This is a genomic window from Paenibacillus glufosinatiresistens, from assembly GCF_031470375.1.
GTDB lineage: Bacteria > Bacillota > Bacilli > Paenibacillales > Paenibacillaceae > Paenibacillus_AQ > Paenibacillus_AQ glufosinatiresistens.
Genome location: NZ_JAVFHT010000002.1, coordinates 13,777 through 40,165 on the forward strand (window position 1 = coordinate 13,777; position 26,389 = coordinate 40,165).

Consider the following 26,389-nt stretch of genomic DNA (forward strand, 5'->3'; position numbering starts at 1 on the left):
ATTCATAGAAGTCAACTCTAACAAAACTTTTAGGAGGTTTTCCCATGAACAAAGCGATTGTTTATACCGGCGGCGAAGTCGCCGCCAAAGCCGGCCTTGCCCGCGGAGCAGCCGGTACGCTGGCTGCCCTGACCACCTCGGAGAAGAACGACGCGCTGCTGGCCATGGCCGATGCGCTGGTTGTGCACGAGCAGGCGCTGATTGAAGCGAACGCCGAAGACCTGGCCCGCGGCCGCGAGAACGGCACCCCGTCTTCGCTGCTGGACCGGCTGGCGCTGGACTCCTCCCGTATTCATGCGATGGCGGAAGGACTGCGGCAGATTGCGCTGCTGCCCGATCCCGTCGGTGATACGCTGGAGGTGCTGGACCGGCCCAACGGGCTGCACATCGAGAAGATTCGCGTTCCGCTCGGCGTTATCGGCATTATCTACGAAGCCCGGCCGAACGTAACGGTGGACGCGGCGGGACTCTGCCTGAAGACCGGCAATGCCGTTGTGCTGCGCGGCGGGTCTTCGGCCCTGTCCTCGAACCGGGCCATTGTCGGAATTCTTCACGAAGCGCTGGCCGCAACGGTAATGCCGCCGGCTGCCCTGCAGCTGATTGAAGACCCGAACCGCTCTTCGGTAGACGAGATGCTGAAGCTGAACGGCCTGCTGGACGTCATTATTCCGCGCGGCGGCGCGTCGCTTATTCAGAACGTCGTGCAGAATGCCACGGTGCCGGTCATTGAGACCGGCGCAGGAATCTGCCATACGTATCTCGACGCCCAGGCCGATCCGGCAATGGCGGAAGCGATCAGCCTCAATGCCAAAGTCCAGCGGCCATCCGTCTGCAACGCCATGGAGACGCTGCTCGTTCACCGCTCCTTCGCCCGGGAGCATCTCCCATCGCTCGCCGAGTCCTTCCGCCGGTCCGGCGTGGAGCTCCGCGCCTGCGAAGAGACGCTTGCTCTGGTTCCGTGGGCGGTTCAGGCGACGGACAAGGATTACGCTACGGAGTATAATGATTACATCCTGAATGTGAGAATCGTCGATTCTACGGAAGAGGCGATGGCCCATATCGCCCGCTACGGCACGATGCACTCGGAGTGCATCGTCACCGGAAACGCAGAGGAAGCCGCGAAGTTCCAGCAGGGAGTCGATGCGGCGGCGGTGTTCCATAACGCCTCCACCCGTTTTACCGACGGCTTCGAATTCGGATTCGGCGCGGAGATCGGCATCAGCACCCAGAAGCTGCACGCCCGGGGACCGATGGGTCTGCCCGCTCTGACCTCAACGAAATACAAAATCTACGGCACCGGCCAAATCCGGGGATAGTTCCCGATGGCCCATCACAGATAAGGAGGACACTTGAATGTGTCAGCAACCCGCAAAACCGCTTATCAAGGAACGTATTGTCTTTTACGGAGCCGGTTCCATGGCCGAAGCCATCGTCCGCGGACTGGTGGCCCGCTCGGTTGTCGCTTCCGATCAGGTTGTGATGCTGAACCGCAGCGGCAGCGATCGGCTCGCCGAACTGCGCTCGCGCTATGGAGTCAGAGCTACGAATGATCCGGTCCAGAAGGAGGAGTACCTCTCCTCCTCCCCGATTATCGTTCTGGCCATGAAGCCCAAGGACGCGGCTGAAGCGCTGCGGAAGCTGGGGCCGATCCTGTCCGGCGAACAGCTTATCCTATCCGTCATCGCCGGCCTGTCGATCCGAACCATCCAGGGTCTGCTCGGCACCGCGCAGCCGGTAGTTCGCACCATGCCGAATACATCGAGTTCCATCGGCCTCGGAGCGACGGGTATCGCCTTCTCGCGCGAAGTCTCCGAGGGACAGCGCCAGCTTGCGCTGCAGATCTTCAAAGCCGTGGGAACAACGACGATTATTGACGAAGAGCGGATGGAGACGCTGACCGGCATTTCCGGCAGCGGACCGGCTTATATCTATTACATGATGGAAGCCATGATCGCTGCCGGCATCCGCGGCGGTCTCGGTAAGGAGCAAGCGGCCGAGCTTACGGTCCAGACGGTGCTGGGTGCCGCCCGGATGGTCCAGCAGACCGGCGAGGAACCGGCGGCTCTGCGGAAGAAGGTCACTTCTCCGAACGGCTCCACCCAGGCTGCCCTGGAAGTGCTGGACCAAGGCGACTTCTACGAGACAGTCATCGCCGCTGTTGCCCGCTGCGCGGAACGCTCCCGCGAGATGGGCGCGGCGCTGGACGCCGAACTGAAGAAGAGCGCCGGGGAAGAATAGCCGGGCCTGCCCTATCGTATCATCCATGCCATGTCGCATCCATGCCAAAACAAGCCGAGCCGCAAGGTATCCCCTGCGGCCCGGCTTGTCTGCTGTTGGAGCTGCTCCGGCCTATTCAGCGCGCAGCCCGATCTAGCGGCCTCCCCGGAACTTCTGCGCGTATGCCTTGACATCCTGGGCGGTCTTCACCCGGTTGCGGCTCCATTCCAGCAGAATCCGGTCAATATAGCGAAAATGAATCTTTCCGGCGAAGACCGATTCCTTCAAGGCCAGCAGAATCAATTCTTCCGCATAGCGGTCCTGATCCAGCCAGCCCGAGATCGTCTCGCATTCCATCGGAGAGAGCGGACGTCCGAATTCCTTCTCGAAGATTCCGAACAGGCTCTTGCTCTCCTCCAGCCCTGCCGGGTTGTTGTCCCGGCCAAATCCATCCGAACCGGCAGACCTGGGCGCTGCCGCTTCCGGCGGACGGTATTCGCCCCCAGAAGCGGCACTTCCTGCCTGCGGTACCGGATACCTCGGCCCTGCTTCGACGGTCCGGCCGTCCCTGGCCTGCTCCGCGAGATGGCGTCCCAGCTTCGAATACAGGCCGGCGAAGTTATAGCGCTCGTAATGGACCCCGCGTTCTTCGTCGCTCCCGCCTTCGATACTCAGGAAGCCTTCCTGAATCAGCTTCCGCAGTTCACCGGCAATCACCGGAATGCTCCGGCCGGTAACCTCCTGCAGGTCCTCCAGTGTCGGGAAGTCCATCCCCTCCACCTGGCGGAAGGACAGCAGATGAATCAGCAGCATGGCTTCACTCCCGGTCAGATGCAGCTTCCGGTAGGATTTCAGAAGGGCGTAAGGGATAACGGCCATGCCCTGTTCCAGGCCAAAGGCTGCTCCTTCGCTCCAGCCGCTCCAGTCTTTGCCTTCCATGAATGGCTCCCTTCCTTACGGGTAGAGGCGGTACAGCGTACGAGGGAACGGAATAGTCTCGCGGACATGGTCCAGTCCGCAGATCCAAGCTACCGTCCGCTCCAGACCCAGGCCGAATCCCGAGTGCGGTACAGAACCGTACGTGCGGAGATCCATATACCACTGATAGGATTCCATCGGCAGCTCATGCTCCTTGAAGCGCTCGGCCATCAGCTCCGGATCGTCGATCCGCTGCGATCCGCCGATGATTTCTCCGTACCCTTCCGGCGCGATCATGTCGGCGCAGAGAACAACCTCCGGACGGTTCGGGTCCGGCTTCATGTAGAACGCCTTGATGCCGGCCGGGTAATTCGTAATGAATACCGGCTTGTCATAAGCTTCGGCGATCGCCGTCTCGTGCGGTGCGCCGAAATCTTCGCCCCAAGGCAGCTCGAACCCGTTCTCGTTCAGGAACTGGATGGCATCGTCGTAGCTGATGCGCGGGAACGGAGCCTGAATGTTCTCCAGCTTGGAGATATCCCGTCCGAGCGTCTCCAGCTCGGTCCGGCAGTTCTTGACGACCGACTGCACCACATGCGTAATGAAGTTCTCCTGAACGCGCAGGCTCTCTTCATGATCGGTGAACGCCATTTCCGGCTCGATCATCCAGAATTCGATCAGGTGCCGGCGGGTCTTCGATTTCTCGGCACGGAACGTCGGACCGAAGGAGTAGACCTTGCCGAGCGCCATCGCGGCGGCTTCCATATAGAGCTGGCCGCTCTGCGTCAGATAGGCGTCTTCTTCAAAGTATTTGGTGTGGAACAGATTCGTCGTCCCTTCTGCCGATGTCGGCGTAAGGATCGGCGGGTCCACTTTTGTGAAGCCGTTCGTATTGAAAAATTCCTGAATCGCCCGGATAATCTCCGCGCGGACCAGCAGAACTGCGCGCTGCTTGGTCGAGCGCAGCCACAGATGGCGGTGGTCCATCAGGAAGTCGATGCCGTGTTCCTTGGGCGTAATCGGATAATTCTCTGTAAGGTGCAGAATTTCGATGCCGGTTACGGTCATTTCGTACCCGGATTGGCTGCGCGGTTCTTCCCGGATAATTCCGGTAACATACAGCGAGCTCTCCTGGGTCAGGCTCTTGGCGGCGTCCCAGATTTCCTCCGATACCTCGGACTTCACCACGACGCCCTGAATATAGCCGGTTCCATCGCGAAGCTGCAGGAACTGGATTTTGCCGCTGGAGCGCTTGTTGTTGACCCAGCAGCCGATGATGACGCTTTCCCCGACATGCTCGTTCACATTGCGGATGACGGTTTTGTTGGACATGCCTTCTATCTCTCCTCTTGACTTCTGATAAGGCTAACGCAGCCAAAGACCGCGGGAGCGGCCTTTGGCTGCGGACGTTCCTGTATATTATTGTACAGCCTTACGCCTGAGATTGCACGATGCGCAGCGTATCGCGGGCGATGACAAGCTCCTCGTTCGTCGGTACGACCAGCACCTCAACCTTGGAGCCTTCCTTCGTAATCCGGCGCGGATCGCCTGAGCGCACCTTGTTCGCTTCCTTGTCCAGGTCGATGCCGAGGAAAGTCAGATTGCTCAGCACTTTCTCGCGCAGCAGAGCGGCATTCTCGCCGACGCCGGCCGTGAATACGATCACGTCAACGCCGTTCATCGCTGCCGCGTAGGAACCGATGTACTTGCGCAGCCGGTATTCATACATTTCAAAGGCCAGCGTCGAGTTGGCATCGCCCTTCTCGTAGCCGTCGATGATATCGCGCATGTCGCTGCTTGTGCCCGAGATGGCCAGCAGACCGCTGTGCTTGTTCAGCATCGAGTTGACTTCGCCCGGAGTCAGTTCTTCCTTGTTCATTACATAAGGAACGACAGCCGGGTCGATGTCGCCGCTGCGTGTGCCCATCATCAGGCCTTCCAGCGGAGTCATACCCATCGACGTATCCACCGAGACGCCGCCTTGAACGGCAGTGACGCTCGCGCCGTTGCCGATGTGGCAGGTAATGATCTTCAGCTCGTCGAGCGGACGGCCCAAATATTCGGCAGCGGCTTTGCTGACGAATTCATGAGACGTGCCGTGCGCGCCGTAGCGGCGAACCTTGTACTTGTTGTACAGGACACGCGGAATGGCGTACATGTAGGCTTTCTCGGGCATCGTCTGATGGAACGCTGTATCGAACACGACAACCTGCGGAACGCCGGGCATGTTGACTTCGGCAGCCGTAATCCCCATAATGGCAGCCGGATTATGCAACGGTGCCAGGTCGAACAGGCGGCGGATCTCCGATTTGGCTTCCCCGTTCACGAGCGCCGACTCCTTGAACACTTCGCCCCCGTGTACGACGCGGTGGCCGACGGCATTAATCTCGTTGATGGAACCGATGACGCCGTGTTCCTTGTCGGTGAGGCTGGACAGCACCTTGCGGATTGCGGTGGTATGCTCCAGAATTTCACTGACTTCAGTCACTTCCTGCTTGCCGGTCGGTTTGTGCGTCAGAATAGAGGAATCCATTCCGATACGTTCCACCAGACCCTTAGCCAGAACGGATTCATCCTCCATATTGTAGAGCTGGTATTTCAGCGAGGAACTGCCTGCATTGATTACGAGAATATTCATATCCGGTCACCGTCCTTGTCGTACTGGAAGAAGCCCTCTCCCGATTTCATGCCGAGCTGTCCCGCGCGCACCATCTTCTTGAGGATGGTCGAAGGACGGTATTTCAGTTCGCCGTATTCGCGGAACATCCGCTCCAGAGCGGCAAGTACGGAGTCCAGACCGAAACGGTCGGCCATTTCAAGCGGTCCGTACTGGAACTGGTAGCCGATCCGCATGGCGTCGTCGATGTCCTTGGCGGAAGCTACGCCTTCCTGAAGAACATGCATCGCTTCGTTGATGAACAGACAAATAAGGCGAGATGTTACAAATCCCGGGGATTCGTAAATCATAACGCCCTTCTTCTCCACCACATCGTCGACAAAAGCCTTGGTGTTCTCGAATGTTTCTTCGGACGTCTTCAGACCGCGGACGATTTCAACGACGTTGACCTTCGCAACCGGGTAAATGAAGTGCATGCCGATGACGCGCTCCGGATACATCGTGGAGCTGGCCAGCTCGGTCAGACTGAGCGTGGAGGTGTTGCTGGCAAGGATAATATGGCTCGGACATACCTGGTCAAGCTGGTTGAATACCGCTTTCTTGGCTTCCAGGTCTTCCGTAATCGTCTCGATTACCATGTCGCAGGCGCTGAGCTCCGCGAAGTGGATTACCTTCTGGATGCGGCCGAGAATCAGTTTCTTCTCCGCCTGGGTAATGGCCCATTTCTCAAGCTGCTTGTCGAGGCTGGTCTCAATCATGCTGTACGAGTATTCCAGCCGCTCCGGCGTCTTCTCCACGAGAAGAACATCCAGGCCCTTGGCCGCCAGCATTTCGGCGATGCCCTGGCCCATGGTTCCTCCGCCGATGACGCCGATCTTTTTAAAATTCATAAAAAAGCCTCCATCCTTTCGGTATCTCTTTATATAATACCCTGAGTGAGCCGACATAATAGCACACACTCCGACATATAATAATATCTTAGCATGCCTGAAAAGTAAAAAAAAATAACCGGCATAAAGATTTATGCCGGCAACCGAACGCTGTCACGAAATTGACAACGAAATTGCTCTCCGGAGAGAACTTCTTCCTTCATAAGAATATCCAGGGAATATTCGAATACCGGACGCTTACTCTCCAGCAGATTCCGGGTCCGCGCGGTGAGCTCGTCCAGGATCTTGCTGTTCTCTCTCATCAGCTCTTCCGTCGTCACCATATCCAGCTTGGCAATGCCAAGCGACGTCAGACCGGACTTCATCATCATCTCCACAATGTTCAGAGCCTGGTCAAAATCTCCCCGCGAGCCCGTGCTCCGCCCGCCGTAGAACATTTCTTCCGCGGCCGCGCCGCCGAGCGCGATCATGATCTGCTCTTCCAGGTATTCCTTCGTGTAGAGATACTGCTCCTGCTGCGGGTTATGACGCACATAACCGAGCGCCTGTCCGCGCGGAGTCAGCGTAACTTGGCTCACACTGCCGGGACGGAGCACTTCTGCCATAATGGCATGGCCGAGTTCATGGATGGCTACCCGCTTCTTCTCTTCCTGGTTGGTCTCGCGGTCGGTCTTCTCGCCCATCATGACCTTGTCGATAGCCATCGCCAGATGGCGGTGTTCAACCTGGGTCAGATTCTCGCGCATCATATAGATGGCGGCTTCATTCATGACGCTCTCGAGCTGGGCGCCCGAGAAGTTGTAGGCTTCTTCCGCGATCTTGTCGAGATTCACACCGGAATGCAGCGGTTTGTTCTTCGCATGCAGCTCCAGAATGGAGCGGCGTCCCTTCTTGTCCGGCAGATCGACCTGAATGTGGCGGTCAAAACGTCCCGGACGAAGCAGCGCGCTGTCCAGCATTTCCTTGCGGTTGGTCGCGGCAATCAGCAGGATGCGCGGCGTATCGGAATTATAAATCCCGTCCATTTCGGTGAGCAGCTGGTTCAGCGTCTGATCGTACTCGCGCTGCTGCCCGCCTTCGCGCTTGCCTCCGATGACATCAATTTCATCAATAAAAATAATGGCGCTCTGCTTGTTCTCCTTGGAGGCCCGGGTCCGGGCTTCCTTGAACAGGTCGCGGATGCGGCCCGCACCGACGCCCACATACATTTCAACGAACTCACTGCCCGACGCGGCAACGAACACGGAATTCGTATAATGGGCCGCGGCCTTCGCCATCAGCGTTTTGCCCGTTCCGGGAGGCCCTGTCAGCAGAATGCCCTTGAGCGGGCGAATCCCGAACTTGCTGATCTCTTCATGCCGAATCAGAAAATCAAGCGCTTCGCGCAGCTCCTGCTTCGCGTTGTCCTGTCCGCCGATCTCCTCGAACGTCAGCTTCGAAGGGCCGTTCTTCTTGCGTTTCTTCTCGGCGCTTGCGCCTACGGCAAGCCCGCCCCGCATCTGTGTAATGAGGAGCAGCGCTCCGATCATTCCGGCGGCCACCAGGACGGGAATAATATTAAGTCCCATAAAAGCGAGAAAAATCACCAGCACCGGCACAAAGCCGATCAACGCTTCCTTCATCCATTTAGGCATTGGTCCAAACCCCCATTGTATCGGATTCGCGCGGCAGAATCACAAATTTGCTCTCGGTGCCGTTCCACAGGCTGACATAGACATTGCGGTCATCGATATCCGTCTCTACCGTGATGCCCTTGTACTGACCGGACAGTTCTTCCAGCGTCTGCGGGATCAATGTGTACTTGCGGCTCTCCATGGCTTCGGCGACGCTGAACATCGCCTTGTCCCAGTATTCATCCAGCTGTTTGCCGGAATGCTGCTCGACATCGAGCTTCAGCGTCCGGCTTCCGATTTCGGACTTGCCTTCGCTGTTGATATATTGAACCAGGTCGCGAAGTTTCGTTCCCGGCTGCAAATCGAGTTTCAAAAGTACCTCATGGCGGTTAATAGTAATGTGGGATGACTTCACTCCCTCATAGCGGTCAACGATGCGCTGGAGCGGTTCCTGAACGGCATAGTGGCGATACAGAAACCATCCGCCGAACAGTACGGCTACCGACAAGAGCGACGTCAGCAGAATGGGGACAATACGCAGCTTCACAGGTTACGTCCTCCTTTAATGAATGTGAAAAGAAAAGGCCCCGGGTACATGCCGAGACTCGTCCGAAGCGGCATGTGTTTTGTCATGCCCTAATACAACAAGTAGTATATCATAGGTGTATATACGCGGCGAAATATAATTGTGAATATATTTAAAATTTTTTATTTCCAATTTCGCCTTTTTCTTATATCGGAAGCAAGAGCCGCAGCGATTAGCGCTGCGGCTCTTGAATTTGAAATCTCTTCTTCTGTCAGAATGATATACCGATCTATCTATAGATCGTATATCGCGATTTACCGATTCGGGAGCGCGTACGGTTCGCCGATCGGCTCTCCGTCCGCAAAGCGATAGAACTGATAATAATAGCGGCCCTCCATTTTGTAGAACGCCTGCCATACATATTCCCCGTAGTAGACGCCCGGCAAGAGACGGCGGATATCCGCACGCGGAAGCGCCGAAGCGATCTTGGAGCTCATTTCGCCTCTGGACAAGCCGGAGGACGCATCCTCCGTATGTACCGGCTCCCCGGAAGGCTTCCCCTGCTCCGTGAACTTCACCCATACCAGCTTGCGCTTGCCGTTCTTGTCGTCTCCGGTCACGACCCAGTAGATCGAGTCGGCGTCCCAGACCGATTTGTCGCTGCGGACGACCTTCGTCAGCCCCGCCGAGGAGCGGGCCGCATTTTCGGCCAGACGCTGCTCCTTCCGCTGGTCGTTCAGCACGTAAGCATAAAAAGCATATAGAGCTGCGGCCAGCAGGATCAGGACGACAATCCCCAGCGTGACCCATTTGCGCTTCGTTCTCAAGCTGCCAGCCTCCTTGCCCTACCGGTTCAGCAAGCCTTCAAAGGCTTCCTGGGCCTCGCGGCGGATTCGTTCTTCGTCCAGCGTCAGGCATTCGCCGTTCTTAACCAGCTGCTTGCCGTCCACCCACACATGCGCAACATCCTTGGCTGACGCCGAATAGACGGCGTGGGACAGCAGATCGCTGTGCGGCAGCAGATGCGGCTGGTCGATATCAATGGCAATGAAGTCCGCTTTCATCCCGGGAGCCAGACGGCCTACGCGCTCCAGGAACAGCGAAGCGGCTCCGTACTCGGTGGCCATCTTCAGCGCTTCCGCAGCGGGAACGGCCGTCGGGTCGCCGCTGACACCCTTGTGGATCAGCGCCGCCAGACGCATTTCCTCGAACATATCCAGGTTGTTGTTGCTTGCCGCTCCGTCCGTACCGAGCGATACCGGCACTCCGGCCTTCAGCAGTTCGGGAACGCGGGCAATTCCGCTTGCAAGCTTAAGGTTGCTGCCCGGATTATGCGAGACGCCGACCCGGTGGCGGGCAAGAATCCCGATCTCCTCGTCGGTCAGGTGCACGCCGTGCGCGACAAGCGACGGGCGGGTGAACATGCCGAGCTTCTCCAGATGCGCAACCGGGCGCAGGCCGTATTCCGTGACGTTCTGCTCCACTTCGGCGCGCGTCTCCGACATGTGCGTGTGCATCGGCAGATCCAGATCATGCGCCGCCTGCACGAACTTCTCGATAAAGGCCGGAGGGCACGTATACGGAGAATGCGGAGACATCATGGCCGTAATCCGTCCATCGGCCCGGCCGTGCCAGTTGCGAGCAAATGCCACCGCTTCGGCCAGCTTCTCGCGCTGAACCTCTTCCGGACACAGTCCGATGGCGCCGCGCATCAGCACGGCCCGGATGCCGGACTCTTCGGCCGCCTCGGCCACCCGGTCCATATGATCGTACATATCGAGGAAGGTGGTAGTACCGCCCTTGAGCATCTCCAGGATGGACAGCGCGGTTCCCCGGTAGACATCCTCTCCGGTGAACTTGGCTTCCATCGGCCACATCTTCTCCTGAAGCCACGTCTGCAGAACCATATCGTCGCCATAGCCGCGAAGCAGCGACATCGCCGCATGTCCGTGCGTATTCACGAGACCCGGCAGGAACAGCAGCCGGCTGCCGTCCATGCGCTCTACGCCCTCTTCGGGCGCAGGAGCCTCCTCGCTGATGGATACGATGATATCGTCCTCTACCGTCATGTATCCTTGGAGGACGGGTCTGTCCGCTCCGGGTACGGCAAAATAACCGCCAGCTATCACCCATTTATTGCTCATTCGGCTCTTCTTCCTTTCCGTCCTGGAGATAATAGGCCAGACTCTGCAGGTCGGTTGTGAAATCCGCCGCATGCACCCGCACATAAGGGGGAGTCTTCAGGATCACCGGCGCGAAGTTCAGAATTGCTTCGATACCGGCTTCAATCAGCAGGTCCGCGACGTTCTGCGCCTCCTGGTCGGGAACCGTGATGATCCCGATGCGGATCCCCTGGCTCCGGACCGTCTCCTGCAGCTCGCTCATCGGCTGAACGGTCAGGGAATGGATCTTCTGTCCCACTTTGGGCTCGTAGGCGTCGAATACGGCGGTAATCTTCATCGTATCCTTCAGATACGCATTATAGTTCGACAGCGCATGGCCGAGATTGCCGGCTCCGACCAGCGCCACGTTGATCGGCTGGTCAAGCTTCAGAATATGGCGGATTTTCTCGATCAGATACGGAACGTCATACCCGATGCCCTTGCGGCCGAAATCGCCGAAATAGGCCAGATCCTTGCGGATCTGGGCAGGGTTGAGGTCCAGCTTCTGACCGAGCTCCTGGGAGGAGACGGTGGAAATTTCACGCTTGTTGAGATCATTGAGGAAGCGCAAATACACAGGTAGCCTGCGCACGACCGCTTCCGAAATTTTGTCCGATTTCATCTGGCGTTCCTCCTAAACAAAGTACAAGCGGTTCCTTGCATCTATACCTAAAGCGCGGCTGGTCCCATAATTCTAGGAACCGCCGCCCTCTTGAAGCCACTCTTCAATCCGGGGCACCATCTGGCGGGTCGTCATATGCTCCATCTTCGGCCCCGGAAGCGAATACAGGAAGTATTTCCCATAATAAGATTCAATTACTCTGGTATCATATACAATAACAATGCCCTTATCCCGGTTCGTTCGCACCAGCCGGCCGAAGCCCTGCTTGAAGCGGATGACCGCCTGCGGAACCGACAGCTTCATGAACGGATTCTTCTTCTGCGCCTGCAAAAGCTCGGATTTGGCTTCCACCAGCGGATGATTCGGCGGCTGGAAAGGTAGCCGGACAATCGCCAGGCAGGTCAGCGCCTCGCCCGGGATGTCCACGCCTTCCCAGAAGCTGCTGGTTCCCAGCAGCACGGTTCTTGCATTCTCCTGGAAGCGCCGGATCAGCTTCGTTCGGCTGCCTCCTTCGATGCCCTGCCCCAGCACGGCGATATCGGAGGCGGCCAGGGCATCGCGCAGCGGTTCATAGACTTGGCGCAGCATCCGGTAAGAGGTGAACAGAACCAGCATGCGTCCGCCCGTGGCGGCCGCGGCTTCGGAGAGCGACTGAACCAGCTTCTCCACGAATACCGCATCGCCGACACTGCCCTTCACACTCGGAAAATCGCGCGGGATCACCAGCAGCGCCTGCTCCCGGTAACGGAACGGCGAGGGAAGCTGCGCAGTCAGCAGCCGGTCCTGTTCCGCCGCAGCCCCAAGCCCCAGATTGTCAATCATGTACTGAAAAGATTTATCCACGGTAAGCGTCGCGGAAGTCAGCACAATCGCTTTCTTCTTGTCGAAGAACAGCTCTTTGAGCTGTCCGCTGACATCGACGGGAACGGCGTACATCTGAAGCGATTTGGCGCGGTATTGGCCGCTTGCCTCCAGCCAGTAGACCGTCTTCTCGTCATCCAGCGCCATAAAGAAACGAACCTGCTCCCGGATCGCGGCCAGATCCTTGAACAGCCCGCCGACATCGGTCACCAGGTTGTCCGCCGAGGATTGGCCCTCCTGCTCGCGCATTTCCGTAATCATGCGGTCTCCCTTGCGCACCGCTTCGCCGAGCGCAAGATGGAACGCATCCGCAAGCGTAACGAGCTCCTCCCAGCCCTTCGGCCGTCTGCCGGGCTGAAGCCGCAGCACAAGCTGGCCGGCCTCGCTCGCGGAAGCGTCCGACTGCGACGGCATCAGCGCGAACAGCCGCTCGCTGAGCTGGTCCCAGTTCTCCTTCACCGTCAGCAGATCGGGATAGATGCTGTCGATGGCAGCGGTCCATTCGGAGGCCTGTTCGCTTCCGGCGGACTGGAGCGTCTGCCGCAGCGCAGGGAGCTGGCCGTTGCGGCTGTCCTTATACAGCCGAAGCAGGGTATGTGCAAGAGTGAAATGCTTCATGTGCATGCCCAAATGCTTCCCGGCTACGTCCTCCAGATGGTGCGCCTCGTCGATGACGAGATGCTCATAGGACGGCAGAAGCTGATGTCCCGCCTTCACGTCCGCGAACAGCTTGGAGTGGTTCGTAACGACCACGTCGGCATTTCCCGCCTCGTGCTTGGCACGGTGATAATAGCATTTGCGGAAGAAGGGGCAGGACCGCCCCTGGCAGGAATCGGTATCGCTGGCCACCGTCTCCCAGAAGTCGCCGCCCCGTCCGCCCAGGTTCAGCTCTTCGTCGTCGCCGGTCTCCGTCCGCGTCAGCCAGACGAGCATCTGGGCGGCAATCAGCGCATCTTCGCGGGGACCCGCAAGGTTCTGATTGATCCGCTGCTCGAACTTGCGCAGACAGAGATAGTGCCCTCTGCCCTTGAAGATGGCGGCCTTGAACGGAAACGGCACGGCTTCGGTCAGCAGCGGAAGGTCGCGTTCCCGGAGCTGGTCCTGAAGATTGATGGTATGTGTGCTGACCATAACCTTCTCACGGTTCCGGACACTGTGGTAGATGGCGGGAAGCAGATAACCGAGCGACTTGCCTGTTCCTGTTCCGGCTTCGATCAGCAGATGCTTCTCCTCTGCGAACGAACGATGGACCTCGCCGAACATCAGGTCCTGGGCCTCACGGCTCTCATAGCCCGGAAGGATCGTCTGCAGCCGCATCTTCACATTCTCCAGAAAGGACTCGAAGGTCTCGTCTTCCAGCGGATTCAAATGGCTGTCCGCCCGCGGAGGCTCAAGCTCGGCCCAGTCCGATACGCGGAGCGCCAGCTGGCGGAAATGGTTCATCCCGTCTTCGGGCTGGAACGTCTGGCGTTCCCGCTCCTGAAGGAGACCGTCGAAATACCAGCCCAGATCGCTGTCCTCCGAAGAGAAGAGGTCTGCAATTCGCTGCATGGTCAACAGCGGCAGGTCTTCCAGCTCCTCCAGACAACGCAAAAATACGAGCGCGGTCGCCAGCGCATCGCTGTCGGCCTGGTGAGGGCGCTCATGCTTCAGGCCGAACTGGGCGGTTACCGCTCCGAGCTGGTAGGAAGTCAGGGAAGGATAGCTGATGCGCAGGAAATCGATCGTATCCAGAATCCGGCCCTGAAAAGGCAGGTATCCGCAGCGATCGAGCGCATTTTGAAGAAAATGGAAGTCGAAGGCGACATTGTGGCCCACGAGCACGACATCGTCGAGCATCGGCACAAGTTCCATCATCATCTCTTCCAGTTCGGGGGCGTTCTCGACATCGCGGTCTGTGATGCCGGTAAGTCCGGTAATAAAAGCGGGAATCGGTCCTCCGGGCTTGACGTAGGAACCGTATACCCGGGAAATTGACCGGTCTTCTTCTATAATGGCAAGTCCGACCTGGATAATTTCACCCACGGACTGGGTTCCCGTTGTTTCAAAATCAAGCACGGCAAATTTCATGATGTCCTTGTTCCCTTTCAATTGAGACTCTTCATCAGCATAACAGAAGTTGCGAAAAAAGGCGATGCGCGCCGCCGGCCCGGCGGGCGCATCGCATTAGAGAATCGCGCGGATGTTCCGTCACAGCAGCAGGGTCAGATCGCTGCCGTATAACAGCTTGCCGCTTCCGCGGCGGCATACTTCCAGGTTGCGCGCCGGTTCCGGCATCGCCGGGTCATGCCTCGCCGCCTGCAGGAACAGCTCTTCGGCTTCCCCGAACTGCCGCTGCCCGGCCGCGATGCAGCCGATGGCATTCAGCAGCATCGCCTTAAGCCTGCGCCCCCTGACATGCGGGAGCATATGCTCCAGATGGGTCCGGGCTTCGGCGCGCTCATCCTGATACAGATGGGACATTGCCAGATACAGCCGGGCCGGGAGGCTGTCCGGATAGCTGTCCACGACCTCCAGGAAAGAAGCGACGCACTGGGGATACATCTGAAGCTTGTAGTATCCCTGGCCCCGAACGAACTGCTCCATGGCCAGCTCCGGCGGCTCGGCGGCTTCCGCCGCGCTGCCTTCGGGGCCGGAGAACGGCGGCTCCTGAGGATCGCCCCCGTCCTCGTCGCCCACGCCGGCAGCCTGCCTGAAGCGGCTCAGGTGCTCAGCAAAGACAAGCCATTCGTCCAGGGCTTCGTCGCTGAGCCGGCGGAGCATCCGGTACTTCTCCATCAGCTCTCGCCGCTCCGAGTCGCCTGCTCCGGCATACCGGGCGGCAATGTCGGACAGCATATCGTTCATTTCGGCAAACATCTGTTGAAACACCAGGCCATTCCCCCTTGCGGAAATGAAATCAGTGCAGCTTGCCTGAGTTCATTGTTCGCTGCGGACGGCCCTTATATCCGTGGCAGTGCATGGGATGCCCTGGGGGCTTTAGCCCACGGTAGCGTGGATCTCGTGATCGGCAAGCTTCGACGGACGGTTGTGTTCATCCACAAAAACGACCGTCGGTCTGTGGCCGGCCAGTTCTTCCTGCGATAAGACCGCGTATGAAATAATAATTACCGTGTCGCCCGGCTGCACAAGACGGGCGGCGGCGCCGTTCAGGCAGATCACCCCGCTGCCGCGCGGGCCCGGAATGACATAGGTCTCCAGCCGGGAGCCGTTGTTGTTGTCTACAATCTGCACTTTCTCGTTCTCCAGCAGGTCGGCGGCTTCCATCAGATCCTCGTCGATCGTGATGCTTCCGACGTAATTCAGGTTCGCTTCCGTAACGGTGGCGCGGTGAATTTTGGATTTCATCATATGTCTAAACACAGGCAGGTACCTCCTTCGGGGTAAATACGATATTGTCGATCAGCCGCGTACGGCCGAAGCGGACGGCAAGCGCCATGATGATCTCCCCTTCCACCCCGGACAGCGGCGCATTCTCTTCGACCGGCTCCAGTTCCGGGAAGGTCAGCACTTCGGCATAGTCGATATCGGCCAGCGGCGAAGAAGAGATGACTTCCGTAAGCAGGCTGCGCAGCTCTCCGGCAGTCTCCAGGCGTCCCTCCTCGAAGGCAGAGCGGGCTTCCCGCAGGGAACGGGACAGCACCAGCGCCTGCCGGCGTTCCTCGCCCGACAAATACACATTACGCGAGCTGAGCGCCAGACCGTCTTCCTCGCGGATAAGCGGACAGGGAACAATCTCGACGTTCATGTTCAGGTCGAAGACCATCTGCTTCAGGACGGCCACCTGCTGGGCATCCTTCATGCCGAAGAAGGCAAAGTCCGGCTGAACCAGATTGAACAGCTTGGAGACCACCGTCGTCACGCCGTCAAAATGCCCCGGGCGGGAAGCGCCGCAGAGCTTCGAAGTCAGGCGGGAGACGATGATTTGGCTGCGGTTCTCCTTCGGATACATCTCCTGCACGGACGGGATGAAGACCAGATCGGCCCCTTCCCGCGCCGCCAGCGCCAAATCCCGGGCTTCGTCGCGCGGATAGGTCTCGTAGTCCTCGTTCGGGCCGAACTGAAGCGGGTTGACGAAGATGCTCATGACTACGGTTCCGCAGGCTTTCCGGGCTTGGCGGAGCAGACTGGCATGTCCTTCGTGGAGATAGCCCATCGTCGGCACGAGGCCGACGGCGCCGGTCCCCTGGGCGCGCCGCAGCCGCAGCTCCTGTCTCAGTTCATCAACGGTTCTTACGGTCTTCATTTCGAATTCGCTCCTTCTCCGGCTGCGCCGTATAGACTGTCCAGCACGCTCTCATCCGCCGCGAACACATGCTCTTCGGCCGGAAAAGCCCGCTCTTTCACTTCCTGCACATACCGGGTCAATCCGTCCCGGATCACGCCGCCGATATCGGCGTACGTCTTGACGAACCGCTTCTCCCGGTAGGGAGAGGCATATTGCAGCACATCGTGGAACACGAGCACCTGACCGTCGCAGCGGCGGCCGGCTCCGATGCCGATGGTCGGGATCCCCAGCTCGCGCGTGATGGCCTCGGCCACCTCCTCGGTAACCAGCTCCAGCACGACGCCGAAGGCCCCGGCCTGTTCCAGCGCCTTGGCCTCCTTCATCAGCCGCCGCGCGTCTTCCGGGTCCTTGCCCTGCACACGGTACCCGCCGATCGTATGCACGGACTGCGGCGTCAGGCCAATATGGGCGAGAACGGGCACTCCGGCGTTCACGACGGCCCGCACAGTATCGCAGATCTCAAGGCCGCCTTCCATCTTCACGGCATGGGCATGTCCTTCCTGCATCAGCCGGCGCACGCCCCGCAGCGTCTCGTCGATCCCGCCGTGATACGTCATGAACGGCATGTCCGCTACAATAAAGGTATTGCCCGCTCCCCGCGCCACCGAACGCGTATGATAGACCATATCGTCGAGCGTAACGGGCAGCGTGGAGTCATACCCCAGCACAACATTGCCCAGCGAATCGCCGACCAGGATCAGATCGACGCCCGCCTCTTCCGCCAGCCGGGCGGAAGGATAATCATAAGCGGTCAGCATGCTCAGCGGCACGCCTTCCCCCTTCATTTTCTTCATTTTGATTACATTCAGAGCCATCTTCATTCCCCTTTGCTGTCGAGTGACCGCGCCAGAAGCGCAAACAAAAAACCTCTTTAGCAGTCCGCTAAAAAGGTCCGAAGGGCAAAAAAGAGTCACTCGCGATCGTCCCTTCTGTCTCGGTCCTTACGGCTCAGAGCAGAATCCAACGTAGCTGATTCCAGGCCATCCAACTGCTTGCAAGTGCAGGCCGGGCAACCCGGTTCCGCCTCGCTCTAGCAGTATACCAAATCCCTCGCCTAAATACACGCATAATTAAACCCTCTAAACCGACTAGAATATAAGGAGATTTACCGGTCGCATTCCTGAACCGGACTCTTACAAGGACCGCTCGGGCAAAGCCCGTCTCCGGCCTCCTGCCTCTTCGCACCCGGCGTCGGCTCCGGCCTCTCTTTGCAGAAGCAGCCCCGGCCGCAGGTGCGGTCAGGGCTGTCCGTTAAGTCAGGCGGTTCGTTAATTCAGGCGGTTCGTTAAGGCTTCAGTTCATCCACTCAATCTCGCCGGAGAGCACGGTGAACGTCTCTCCGGCATCGTCCACCAGCCGAAGTCCCCCGTTCTCATCCAGTCCGGCCGCCACACCTGTTCGCTGCTCCTTCGGTCCGGCAAGCGCAATCCGCCGGCCAAGGGTAACAGACAGCTCTTCCCACCTTGCGGCGATCGGGGCAAAGCCTTCGGCGAAGTACTGCCGATACCGTTCCTCCAGACCGGACAGCATGGCTGCGGCCAGCTCTTCCCGGTCTACCGGAACGCCGCCGCGTTCGATCCGCAGCGAGGTGGCGACCGCGCGAAGCTCCTCGGGAAAGTCCTCCTCCACGGCCAGACAATCCACCCCGATTCCGGCGATCAAATAATCCGGCACGCCTTCGCGAAAATGCGCTTCAAGCAGGATGCCGCATACTTTGCGTCCGCCAATCAGCAGATCGTTCGGCCATTTGATCCCGGCCTCTACCCCGGCGACTTCGCGAAGGGCCTCGCAGACCGCGACTCCGGCCAACAGCGTAAGTTGCGGCGCCGCGGCGGCGGTAAGACGCGGACGCAGCACAACGCTCATCCAGATCCCCTGGCCGCGCGGCGAATGCCAGCGCCGGCCTTGGCGGCCGCGTCCCCCGGTCTGTTCCTCGGCCATCACGGCTGTTCCTTCCGGAGCGCCGCTCTCGGCCAGCCGTCTTGCTTCTTCCTGGGTCGAGATTACGGTATCCAGCCGCACCAGCCTCTCCAGCCAGCCGCCTTCGGCCCCGTTATGCCTGTCCATGCTCATCCATCCTTCCCGCTGCTTCGATCAGCGCCTCCCGGTCATTCGGAAGTTCGCCCAGCGCCGCCTGCAGCAGCAGCTCCTGCAGCAGGCGGCCCAGCCACGGTCCCGGCCGCCGCTCCAGGGCGGCCGTCAGGTCTCCGCCGGCTACGGCGAGCTCTCCGAGGCCGGAGACCGGCATCCCGGCCATCCAGCCGCGTGCTGCGGCGATGCCGGTCCCTCCGCCGCCGGGCAGCGCCGCGGCGACGTCCAGCCAGCCTTCGGCCGCGCCGCGGCCGAAGCCCAGCACGGCGGCGATCCAGCGCCGCCGGTCCTCTCCGTCCGCCCCCGGCAGGGCGGACGCCGCCCGCGGGTCCCACGCTTCGCGGACCCGCAGCACCCGGACGACCGCCTGGCGGATCGTCCCCGGGAACGTCCATGCCCGCAGCAGTCCGTCGGCCGTCTCGGCCGGGGTGCCCAAGGCATGGAGCAGCAGCGCCCACCGCAGGGGGGCGCTCTTCAGTTCCCCGATGCGGATCAGCCCGGCGGCTCCGGCCGCCAGGGCTTCCCCGTCCCAGGGGAACGGGGCCTTGACGCGCGCGGGCAGTCCGCCGCGCGCAAGCATCGCCAGGCCGCGCAGCGGGCGCGGCCCTTCCATGATGCGCGCAAGCTCTGCGTAGACGCGCTCCACCGCAATATGCGCCAGCTTGTCGCGCTGGCGCAGCAGGCCGCGCCACGTGTTCTTGGCGACGGCAAAATTCAGCGTCGACGCGAAGCGGACGCACCGGAGCATGCGCAGGGCGTCCTCTCCGAAGCGCTCTTCCGCGTCGCCGACGCAGCGGACGAGCCGGCGGTCCAGATCTTCGGCTCCGCCGAACGGATCCACCAGCCGTCCGTCGAGCCCCGCGCAGATGGCGTTCATCGTGAAGTCGCGCCGGCGAAGGTCCTCGGTCACATCCCGGACGAATGCCACCCGCTCCGGCCGGCGGAAGTCGGCATAGCCGCTCTCCGTCCGGTAGGTGGTCACCTCGAAGCCGTAGCCGCCGTGCAGCACCGTGACCGTACCGTGCTGAAGACCGGTCGGCACGCAGCGCGGAAAGACCGACATCACTTCCTCCGGCAGGGCCGAGGTTGTAATATCCATATCGTGTACAGGCCGTCCCAGCAGTTCATCCCGGATACAGCCGCCTACCCAGTACGCTTCGCTGCCCGATTCCTCCAGCGAAGACACCACGAAGCGGGCCGCCTCCGCCATTTCGGGTTCGGCCATGGTCCAATTCATTGTTCAAGTCCTCCTGCCCGCACAGCCGACGCTAGTCTGCAAGCCCTTGCGCTTGACCCAGCACGCGGTAATAAATGTCCTCGTATTGATTCGTAATCCGGTTATTGCAGAATTCGCTGCACGCCCGGTGCAGACAGGCTTCGCGGAACCGGGCCGCAAGCTCCTCGTCGCCGAGCAGGCGCACCGCATGCTCGGCCATGGCTTCCGTATCCCCGATCGGAGCCAGATAGCCGGTCACGCCATGCTGAACCAGCTCGGGAATGCCTCCGGCTTCCGATCCGACGGTCGGAACGCCGCAGGCCATGGCTTCCAGCGCGACCAGCCCGAAGCTCTCCTTCTCCGAAGGCAGCAGCAGCAGATCGGCCAGGGAAATGACCTGGGCAATCTCATCCTGCTTCCCGAGGAAGCGGACCCGGTCCTCCAGGCCCATCTCGCTGATCTTGGCCTGGATCTTCGGAAGATCCGGGCCTTCTCCGACCAGCAGCAGCCGGGACGGAATCTGCTTGGAGACGCGGGCGAAGATGTCTACGACATCGCCGACTCTTTTGACCGGACGGAAGTTGGAGATGTGCATCAGGATCTTCTCGTGCGGCTCGGCAAAATCGCCCCGCATGCCGCTCACGTCGCGCGGATAGTAGACCCGCTTGTCCACAAAATTGTAAGTCAGGTCGATATCGCGCGTAATGTCCAGCGCCCGCCGCGTCTCTGTGATGAGATCGTTGGACACAGCGGTAACCGCGTCGCTCTCGTTGATGCCGAGCCGGATCAGATCCTTCAGCGACTCATCCTGGCCCAGAACCGTGATATCCGTTCCGTGCAGCGTCGTGACTACCTTCAGCCGGTCGCCGACCATCTGTTTGGCCAGATAGGCGCAGACGGCGTGCGGCACCGCATAGTGAACGTGCAGGAGGTCCAGATTCTGCATCTTGGCGACCTGCGCCATCCGGGTCGCAAGCGCCAGATCATAAGGAGGGTAGCGAAAGACGTAATAGTCGTTGACTTCCACTTCGTGATAGTAGATATTCCGGTGAAACGTTCCCAGACGGAACGGAATGCTGTGCGTAATAAAATGGACTTCGTGGCCCTTCTCGGCAAGCAGCTTGCCCAGCTCGGTGGCAACCACCCCGGACCCTCCAAGGGACGGATAACAGGTGATGCCAATTTTTAATAATCGTTCCATAACCGTCTCCTCAAAGTTTTGCGTGGATATAGCTACTGTGAATCTGCTTCAGCAAAACTTGCTTCGGAAGCATACACCTAGTTTTGCGTGGATATAGCTACTGTGAATCTGCTTCAGCAAAACTTCCTTCGGAAGCTGCCTCGTCACATCCGGAACAGGTCCAGCGCGAACGGAACCTTGGCGGCGAACCCCTCCGCCAAGGCGAAGCCCTGGCGCTGGCCGGTCAGCATGTCGCGGCTGCGCACCCGTTCCACATACCCTTCGGTCAGCGGTGTCGCAACCGCGTCCTCGCCCGGGGGCCGTTCGAACTGGGAGCGGTAGCACCCCAGCGCGCGCTCCTTGATCTCGTAGTATGTCGACACATCGACCACCAGATCGGCAGGTCCCCCATCATTGATAAAGTAAAAATAAAGCTGCGGAGCCGGTATAGCCGGGAGATCCGGCATGTAACGGCGCAGCTTGGCGCTGAATACGGCCTCCTCGACCAGCCGGCTTGCAGCGACATGGTCGGGATGGCGGTCTTCCCAATACGGGGCAAACACAATGGAAGGAGCGGTCCGGCGAATCTCCGCCGTGACGGCTGCAAGCTGCTCTTCCGTGTGGCGCAGTCCCCGGTCGGGCAGATTCAGGTTGCTGCGGTACGGAACCCCCAGCGTCTCGGCCGCCTGCCGCGCCTCCTCGAGGCGGCGCTCCACCGTGCCGTTCGAGGACATTTCCGCCCGGGTCAGATCGCAGAGGCCGACGTCGTATCCTGCCGCGATATGCTTCGCAATCGTACCGGCCATTCCGATCTCGGCATCGTCCGCATGGGCGCCGAAGACGAGAATATCGAGCTTCATTCGTCTACGCCCGGCTTGTACTTATGCACCAGATCGCGCCAGGCGAAATCGCCGCGGTCGATTGCCTTTACCAGAATTTCGGCAGTGGCGATGTTCGTCGCCACCGGAATGCCGTAGACGTCGCACAGCCGGAGCAGAGCCGAGATATCCGGTTCATGCGGCTGGGCCATCAGCGGATCACGCATAAATATAATCAGGTCCAGCTTGTCCTGCGCGACAAGGGCGCCGATCTGCTGGTCCCCGCCGAGCGGACCCGACATGAAGCGGCTGATCTTCAGCGAGGTCGCCTCCATGATCCGCTGTCCGGTCGTGCCGGTTGAGTACAGCCCGTGGCCCTTGAACACATGCTCATACGCCGTTACAAAATTGACCATTTCATCCTTCTTGCGGTCGTGTGCGATAAATGCGATTTCCATCCGATGTTCTCCCCTGACTTAATCAATAAAATGATCGAATCCGTATATCATTCCCGTATAACCCATCACTTTCTCGATCCCCAGCTTGACGCCAGGCATATAGCCGGCCCGCTCATAGGAATCGTGGCGAATCTTCAAGGTCTGGCCATAGTCGCCGAACACGACTTCCTCCTGCGCAAAAATGCCGGGCAGCCGCACGCTGTGAATACGGAACCCGTTGTAATAGCCGCCCCGCGCTCCTTCAATGGTCTCTTCCTCGCGCGGATTGCCCTGCTTCATTTCCTTGCGTACTTCGGATATCATTTCCGCCGTCTTGACGGCCGTTCCCGACGGAGCATCCAGCTTTTGATCCCCATGGTATTCAATGATCTCCAGATGCGGAAAATACTTGGCGGCCTGCGCCGCAAACCGCATCAGCAGAATGGCGCCGATCGAGAAATTCGGCGCAATCAGCCCGCCGATTCCCTGTTCCTTGCACTGCTCGTCCAGTTCCCCAATCTGCTCGGGCGTGAAGCCCGTCGTGCCGATGACCGGCCGCACCCCGTATTTAATCGCAAGCGACGTATTCGTATACGCGGCCTGCGGGGTCGTGAAGTCCACGAGAACATCCGCTCCGGCGGTCGCGAGCGCCGTCTCCAGATCATCGGTCACCCGCACTCCCGCTTCGCCCAATCCAACCAATCCGCCGGCATCCACGCCATGCGAAGAACGGTCGATTGCCGCCGCCAGCTCCATTCCTTCGTCCTGCAGCACCAGCTTGATGACTTCCTTGCCCATTCGGCCGCCCGCTCCTGATACGGCTACCCTGATTCTTCGGTTCATTTCATGCAGCGCCTCGCTTTCGGCTGTAATGGTTATTTCATGTATCCCCGCAGGGACTTCTGCAGATCCTTCATTAATTCACGCAAGCCCGCATCGTCCGGATGAAGCGCGATGACTTCCCGAAGCGCGGAAATGGCGGGAAGATGCTCGTTGACCCGGCTGTAAGCCAGCGCCAGCCAGACATAGGCGTCTCCGTAGAGCGGATCAAGCGAGACGGCTTCTTTTAATAAGGTAACCGGATGATAGGGATTGATTCCCTTTCCCTTCTCCTGCTCCAACAGCCTCCGGGCTTCCTGAACGAGCGTCATCGCCTGCAAATGCTGAAGATGGAGCCGGTATTCCGGATGCTCTTCCCCCGCCAGATCCACCGCAGCCTGCGCATGTTCTACCGCCCGGTCCAGCCGCCCGTTCCGCGCATAGGTGATGGAACAGCGGTAGCGCACCTGCGCGTCATCCGGCCGGGCGGCAATGGCCGCCTCGAAGCACAGAATCGCCTCGGCAAAATCGCTGCGCAAAATGCAGCGGTACGCTTCTTGCACATATTCCTCGGGACTCATGTTGGCACCTACCTCCGTCATATGCTCCAGCATATGCGGAAGACGCCTACTCGGTGTCTTTTCTCGTCCAGCGGTCCTTGTCCCGGGTATTGAACTTGTGCATCACTTTATCGTGTGCTTCCGTAAGGTCGATTCCCAAAGAATTCGCGAAGCAAATCGTAATAAACAGGATGTCTCCGAGCTCCAGTTCAATGGAATTGTCGGCCTCGTCGGCCTTCTTCGGCTTCTCGCCGAACTGATGGTTCACCTCGCGGGCAAGCTCTCCCACTTCTTCCGACATGCGGGCCAGCATGGAGAGCGGACTGAAATAGCCTTCCTTGAACTGGGATATGTAGGCATCGACTTCCCGCTGGATGTCCTCCAGACTTTTGCTCATACCTTCTCTCTCATCCCCTCAGGTCTTTATTGCCTTCTGTTTGCCCCTATGTTATCGTAAAGACGTTTTGAAGACAAATCTTTTTTAACTTCCGCATGCAGGGTTATACTAAGGAACAGAGCGCCTGCTGCGGCCTATTCCGCCCGTTCAATCGGGCTACAACGAGGGATTTCTCATGAATTCATCCAAACTTAACGCCATCGCCAGAACCGTTGCCCCGATTATGCTGGGAACGGCTGTTTACGCCTTCGGACTTCTCTATTTTATCCTTCCGAACGAATTAATGGAGGGCGGCGTGACCGGGATTACAATCCTGCTCAATTACGCTTTCGGAATTCCGATCTTCCTGACCACGCTGCTGATTAACCTTCCGCTCTTTCTGATGGGCTGGAAAATGCTCGGCGGCCGCCAGATTGTCTACACCGGCGTCGGCATCGGCTCCCTGTCCTTCTTCCTGTGGCTCTTCGAACGGGCGATCCATCTCGGCTGGATCGAGCCATTCGCCACCAAGCAGGACTTCATTCTGGCCTCGCTCTACGCGGGCGTCACGCTTGGACTCGGACTCGGCATCGTCTTCCGGTTCGGCGGAACAACCGGCGGCGTCGATATCGTCGCCCGTATCGTCGGCCGCAAATTCGGCTGGAGCATGGGCCAGTTCATTCTCGCCTCCGACGTGGTGATCATCGGCGCTTCCCTGCTCTTTATTACCAAAGAACGCGTGCTCTACACGCTGGTTGCCGTGTTCATCGCTTCCCGGGTCATCGACTTCATCCAGGAAGGCGCCTATGCCGCCAAAGCCTTCACGATTATTACCGACCACGGCGAAGAGATTGCCCGGCTGGTCACGACCGACCTGGACCGGAGCGCGACCCTGATTCCTTCGATCGGCGCTTATTCCAAGCAGGCCAAGCATATGGTCTACTGCGTGGTGTCGCGTCAGGAGATCCGGCAGCTCAGCCAGCTCGTCAAGTCTGTCGATCCCCGAGCTTTTGTCATTATCAGCGACGTCCACGACGTTCAGGGAGAAGGCTTCCGGGAAGTCTAATGAAGTCTAAGAAAGTCTAATAAGGAACCGCAAGAACCCTGCCGGGGAGAGATGCTGCATCTCTTCCCGGCAGGGTTGCTTGTTGCTTGTAGGGACCGGCATCCGCAATCAGGCGGCTATCTGGGACGCCACGCTTTCTGCCCTCCCCTGTATTTGCGCCAGGCCGTATAGATCAGAGCGGCGGCAATGAATCCCCAAGCCAACCAGCCCCAGCCGCCCAAGGTTCGTTCCGGCAGCGGCAGCGACAGCGCAGGCTCATCCTTCTCCTTGCCGAACAAGGTCCGCAGGGCATCGCGCCCGTAGGAGACCATCTGAAGAAGCTGTGCCCGTTCCGGACGCTCGCCCCCGTTGCCGGGGTTCGCCGCTTGTCTTAGCCAGCTCTCAAAAGCATTGACTTCGGACGGGCCCCGGGAGATCAGCACGGCTGCCCGGATATGGCTGTACCGGGACTGAATGGAGGAGACGGCGCGGTCCCATCCTTCTCCGTCGCCTGCGGCTGCGCTCTTCTCCAAATTCCGCAGGTCTTCCGCCATCAGCTTGTAGGACTGGCTCCAGAGAGGGGCCCGGGGATGCGCCAGACTGTCGGCGGCAAATCTTAGCCTGGCCGCTGCCGCCTCCAGCCGGTCCGGCTGGATCTGTACGGCGGCGAGCGCGTCCTTCACATCGGTAATGGCGCCGGAGAAAGCCTGCACGCCCTCCACCGAGGTCAGTCCTTTGAATGAACCGGCCAGAAACAGCCGCGATATTTCATCAATTCCCGCCTGGGCTTTGGTCAAATCCCCCTCCAGCACACGCTCATACAGCGCCTGCGCTTCCTCATCCATCTTCAAGGCTCCCGCCTTCGGCGAGAGAATGGTATCCGCCGCAGGAGCCGCGGAAGCCCGCTCCGCTTCGCCGGTCTGCTGCGGTTCGCGGGAAGCCGCTGCAAAAGAACGGAACCCCGCCTCTCCGGTTCCGGCCAACATCCGGTCTCCAGTCGCCGCCGCCCTTGCCGCCGGCGGCGCGGCCGCCCCTACCAATCCAGCTATCAGCATGATCCGCACCCACAGCCGTCGCATGAGACATCCCTCCTGCCCTATATGTATGCCGGGGGACAAGGGGTAGAACTGCAA

At 59.6% G+C, this 26,389-nt stretch carries 26 protein-coding genes; 3 read left to right on the plus strand and 23 right to left on the minus strand.

Going from position 1 to position 26,389, the window contains the following annotated elements:
• Nucleotides 1-44 precede the first annotated feature (44 nt).
• Nucleotides 45-1,316: a glutamate-5-semialdehyde dehydrogenase gene (locus tag RBI05_RS03040; RefSeq protein WP_310550087.1), complete on the plus strand. Its 1,272-nt coding sequence runs from the start codon at nt 45-47 to the stop codon at nt 1,314-1,316.
• Nucleotides 1,317-1,353: 37 nt separating this feature from the next.
• Complete coding sequence (gene proC, locus RBI05_RS03045; RefSeq protein ID WP_310550088.1) at nt 1,354-2,238, plus strand: pyrroline-5-carboxylate reductase; 885 nt, start codon at nt 1,354-1,356, stop codon at nt 2,236-2,238.
• 132 nt (nt 2,239-2,370) lie between these two features.
• Here the strand turns inward: proC and RBI05_RS03050 are convergent, their stop codons facing one another.
• From RBI05_RS03050 to RBI05_RS03155, 22 genes are all read right to left on the minus strand, one after another.
• Complete coding sequence (locus tag RBI05_RS03050) at nt 2,371-3,156, minus strand: DnaD domain protein (protein ID WP_310550089.1); 786 nt, start codon at nt 3,154-3,156, stop codon at nt 2,371-2,373.
• A 15-nt stretch (nt 3,157-3,171) separates the two neighbouring features.
• Nucleotides 3,172-4,467, minus strand: coding sequence for an asparagine--tRNA ligase (asnS, locus tag RBI05_RS03055; protein WP_150457112.1), 1,296 nt, complete (start codon nt 4,465-4,467; stop codon nt 3,172-3,174).
• Between the two features lie 100 nt (nt 4,468-4,567).
• Nucleotides 4,568-5,773 carry an acetate kinase gene (locus RBI05_RS03060; RefSeq protein WP_150457111.1) on the minus strand — a complete coding sequence of 402 codons (1,206 nt, stop codon included), beginning with the start codon at nt 5,771-5,773 and terminating at the stop codon, nt 4,568-4,570.
• Nucleotides 5,770-6,642 (minus strand): 3-hydroxyacyl-CoA dehydrogenase family protein, encoded by an 873-nt coding sequence (locus RBI05_RS03065; protein WP_150457110.1) that lies wholly within the window; start codon nt 6,640-6,642, stop codon nt 5,770-5,772. The genes RBI05_RS03060 and RBI05_RS03065 overlap by 4 nt, the downstream gene beginning before the upstream one ends.
• Before the next feature lie 131 nt (nt 6,643-6,773).
• A complete protein-coding gene (locus RBI05_RS03070) occupies nt 6,774-8,276 on the minus strand; it encodes an AAA family ATPase (RefSeq protein ID WP_310550090.1) in 1,503 nt (500 codons plus the stop codon).
• Nucleotides 8,269-8,802 carry a hypothetical protein gene (locus RBI05_RS03075; RefSeq protein ID WP_150457108.1) on the minus strand — a complete coding sequence of 178 codons (534 nt, stop codon included), beginning with the start codon at nt 8,800-8,802 and terminating at the stop codon, nt 8,269-8,271. Before RBI05_RS03075 ends, RBI05_RS03070 begins: the two co-directional genes overlap by 8 nt.
• 293 nt (nt 8,803-9,095) lie before the next feature.
• Nucleotides 9,096-9,608 carry a cell wall elongation regulator TseB-like domain-containing protein gene (locus RBI05_RS03080; protein WP_310550091.1) on the minus strand — a complete coding sequence of 171 codons (513 nt, stop codon included), beginning with the start codon at nt 9,606-9,608 and terminating at the stop codon, nt 9,096-9,098.
• Between the two features lie 18 nt (nt 9,609-9,626).
• Entirely contained in the window at nt 9,627-10,925 is a 1,299-nt protein-coding gene (locus tag RBI05_RS03085; protein ID WP_310550092.1) for an amidohydrolase, read from the minus strand.
• Complete coding sequence (locus RBI05_RS03090; RefSeq protein WP_150457105.1) at nt 10,915-11,565, minus strand: redox-sensing transcriptional repressor Rex; 651 nt, start codon at nt 11,563-11,565, stop codon at nt 10,915-10,917. Before RBI05_RS03090 ends, RBI05_RS03085 begins: the two co-directional genes overlap by 11 nt.
• A gap of 72 nt (nt 11,566-11,637) precedes the next feature.
• Nucleotides 11,638-14,496, minus strand: coding sequence for an ATP-dependent DNA helicase DinG (gene dinG, locus RBI05_RS03095; RefSeq protein ID WP_310550093.1), 2,859 nt, complete (start codon nt 14,494-14,496; stop codon nt 11,638-11,640).
• A 120-nt stretch (nt 14,497-14,616) separates the two neighbouring features.
• On the minus strand, nt 14,617-15,297 hold the full coding sequence (locus tag RBI05_RS03100; protein ID WP_310550094.1) for a tetratricopeptide repeat protein: 681 nt from the start codon (nt 15,295-15,297) through the stop codon (nt 14,617-14,619).
• Between the two features lie 108 nt (nt 15,298-15,405).
• Nucleotides 15,406-15,789, minus strand: coding sequence for an aspartate 1-decarboxylase (gene panD / locus RBI05_RS03105; protein WP_150457102.1), 384 nt, complete (start codon nt 15,787-15,789; stop codon nt 15,406-15,408).
• The gene (gene panC, locus RBI05_RS03110) at nt 15,782-16,672 is read right to left on the minus strand and encodes a pantoate--beta-alanine ligase (protein WP_310550095.1); all 891 of its coding nucleotides are present in this window, start codon (nt 16,670-16,672) and stop codon (nt 15,782-15,784) included. The genes panD and panC overlap by 8 nt, the downstream gene beginning before the upstream one ends.
• Nucleotides 16,669-17,535 (minus strand): 3-methyl-2-oxobutanoate hydroxymethyltransferase, encoded by an 867-nt coding sequence (gene panB, locus RBI05_RS03115; RefSeq protein ID WP_408638286.1) that lies wholly within the window; start codon nt 17,533-17,535, stop codon nt 16,669-16,671. The genes panC and panB overlap by 4 nt, the downstream gene beginning before the upstream one ends.
• 472 nt (nt 17,536-18,007) lie before the next feature.
• The gene (locus tag RBI05_RS03120; RefSeq protein WP_310550097.1) at nt 18,008-18,781 is read right to left on the minus strand and encodes a biotin--[acetyl-CoA-carboxylase] ligase; all 774 of its coding nucleotides are present in this window, start codon (nt 18,779-18,781) and stop codon (nt 18,008-18,010) included.
• Entirely contained in the window at nt 18,768-20,042 is a 1,275-nt protein-coding gene (locus tag RBI05_RS03125; protein WP_310550098.1) for a CCA tRNA nucleotidyltransferase, read from the minus strand. The genes RBI05_RS03120 and RBI05_RS03125 overlap by 14 nt, the downstream gene beginning before the upstream one ends.
• A 31-nt stretch (nt 20,043-20,073) precedes the next feature.
• On the minus strand, nt 20,074-21,222 hold the full coding sequence (bshA, locus tag RBI05_RS03130) for an N-acetyl-alpha-D-glucosaminyl L-malate synthase BshA (RefSeq protein WP_150457097.1): 1,149 nt from the start codon (nt 21,220-21,222) through the stop codon (nt 20,074-20,076).
• A gap of 143 nt (nt 21,223-21,365) precedes the next feature.
• Nucleotides 21,366-22,061, minus strand: a complete 696-nt coding sequence (bshB1, locus tag RBI05_RS03135; RefSeq protein ID WP_150457096.1) for a bacillithiol biosynthesis deacetylase BshB1 — start codon at nt 22,059-22,061, stop codon at nt 21,366-21,368.
• Nucleotides 22,058-22,477: a methylglyoxal synthase gene (gene mgsA, locus RBI05_RS03140; protein WP_150457095.1), complete on the minus strand. Its 420-nt coding sequence runs from the start codon at nt 22,475-22,477 to the stop codon at nt 22,058-22,060. The genes bshB1 and mgsA overlap by 4 nt, the downstream gene beginning before the upstream one ends.
• 18 nt (nt 22,478-22,495) lie before the next feature.
• The gene (dapB, locus tag RBI05_RS03145; protein ID WP_150457094.1) at nt 22,496-23,299 is read right to left on the minus strand and encodes a 4-hydroxy-tetrahydrodipicolinate reductase; all 804 of its coding nucleotides are present in this window, start codon (nt 23,297-23,299) and stop codon (nt 22,496-22,498) included.
• 32 nt (nt 23,300-23,331) lie between these two features.
• A complete protein-coding gene (locus tag RBI05_RS03150; RefSeq protein ID WP_150457093.1) occupies nt 23,332-23,856 on the minus strand; it encodes a tetratricopeptide repeat protein in 525 nt (174 codons plus the stop codon).
• A gap of 46 nt (nt 23,857-23,902) precedes the next feature.
• Nucleotides 23,903-24,232 (minus strand): nucleotide pyrophosphohydrolase, encoded by a 330-nt coding sequence (locus RBI05_RS03155; protein WP_150457092.1) that lies wholly within the window; start codon nt 24,230-24,232, stop codon nt 23,903-23,905.
• 175 nt (nt 24,233-24,407) lie between these two features.
• Between RBI05_RS03155 and RBI05_RS03160 the strand changes: the two genes are divergently transcribed.
• Nucleotides 24,408-25,277 carry a YitT family protein gene (locus tag RBI05_RS03160; protein ID WP_150457091.1) on the plus strand — a complete coding sequence of 290 codons (870 nt, stop codon included), beginning with the start codon at nt 24,408-24,410 and terminating at the stop codon, nt 25,275-25,277.
• Nucleotides 25,278-25,393: 116 nt separating this feature from the next.
• On the opposite strand, the gene RBI05_RS03165 is transcribed toward RBI05_RS03160, so the two are convergent.
• The gene (locus RBI05_RS03165) at nt 25,394-26,335 is read right to left on the minus strand and encodes a sporulation protein YpjB (protein WP_310550100.1); all 942 of its coding nucleotides are present in this window, start codon (nt 26,333-26,335) and stop codon (nt 25,394-25,396) included.
• Nucleotides 26,336-26,389 lie beyond the last annotated feature (54 nt).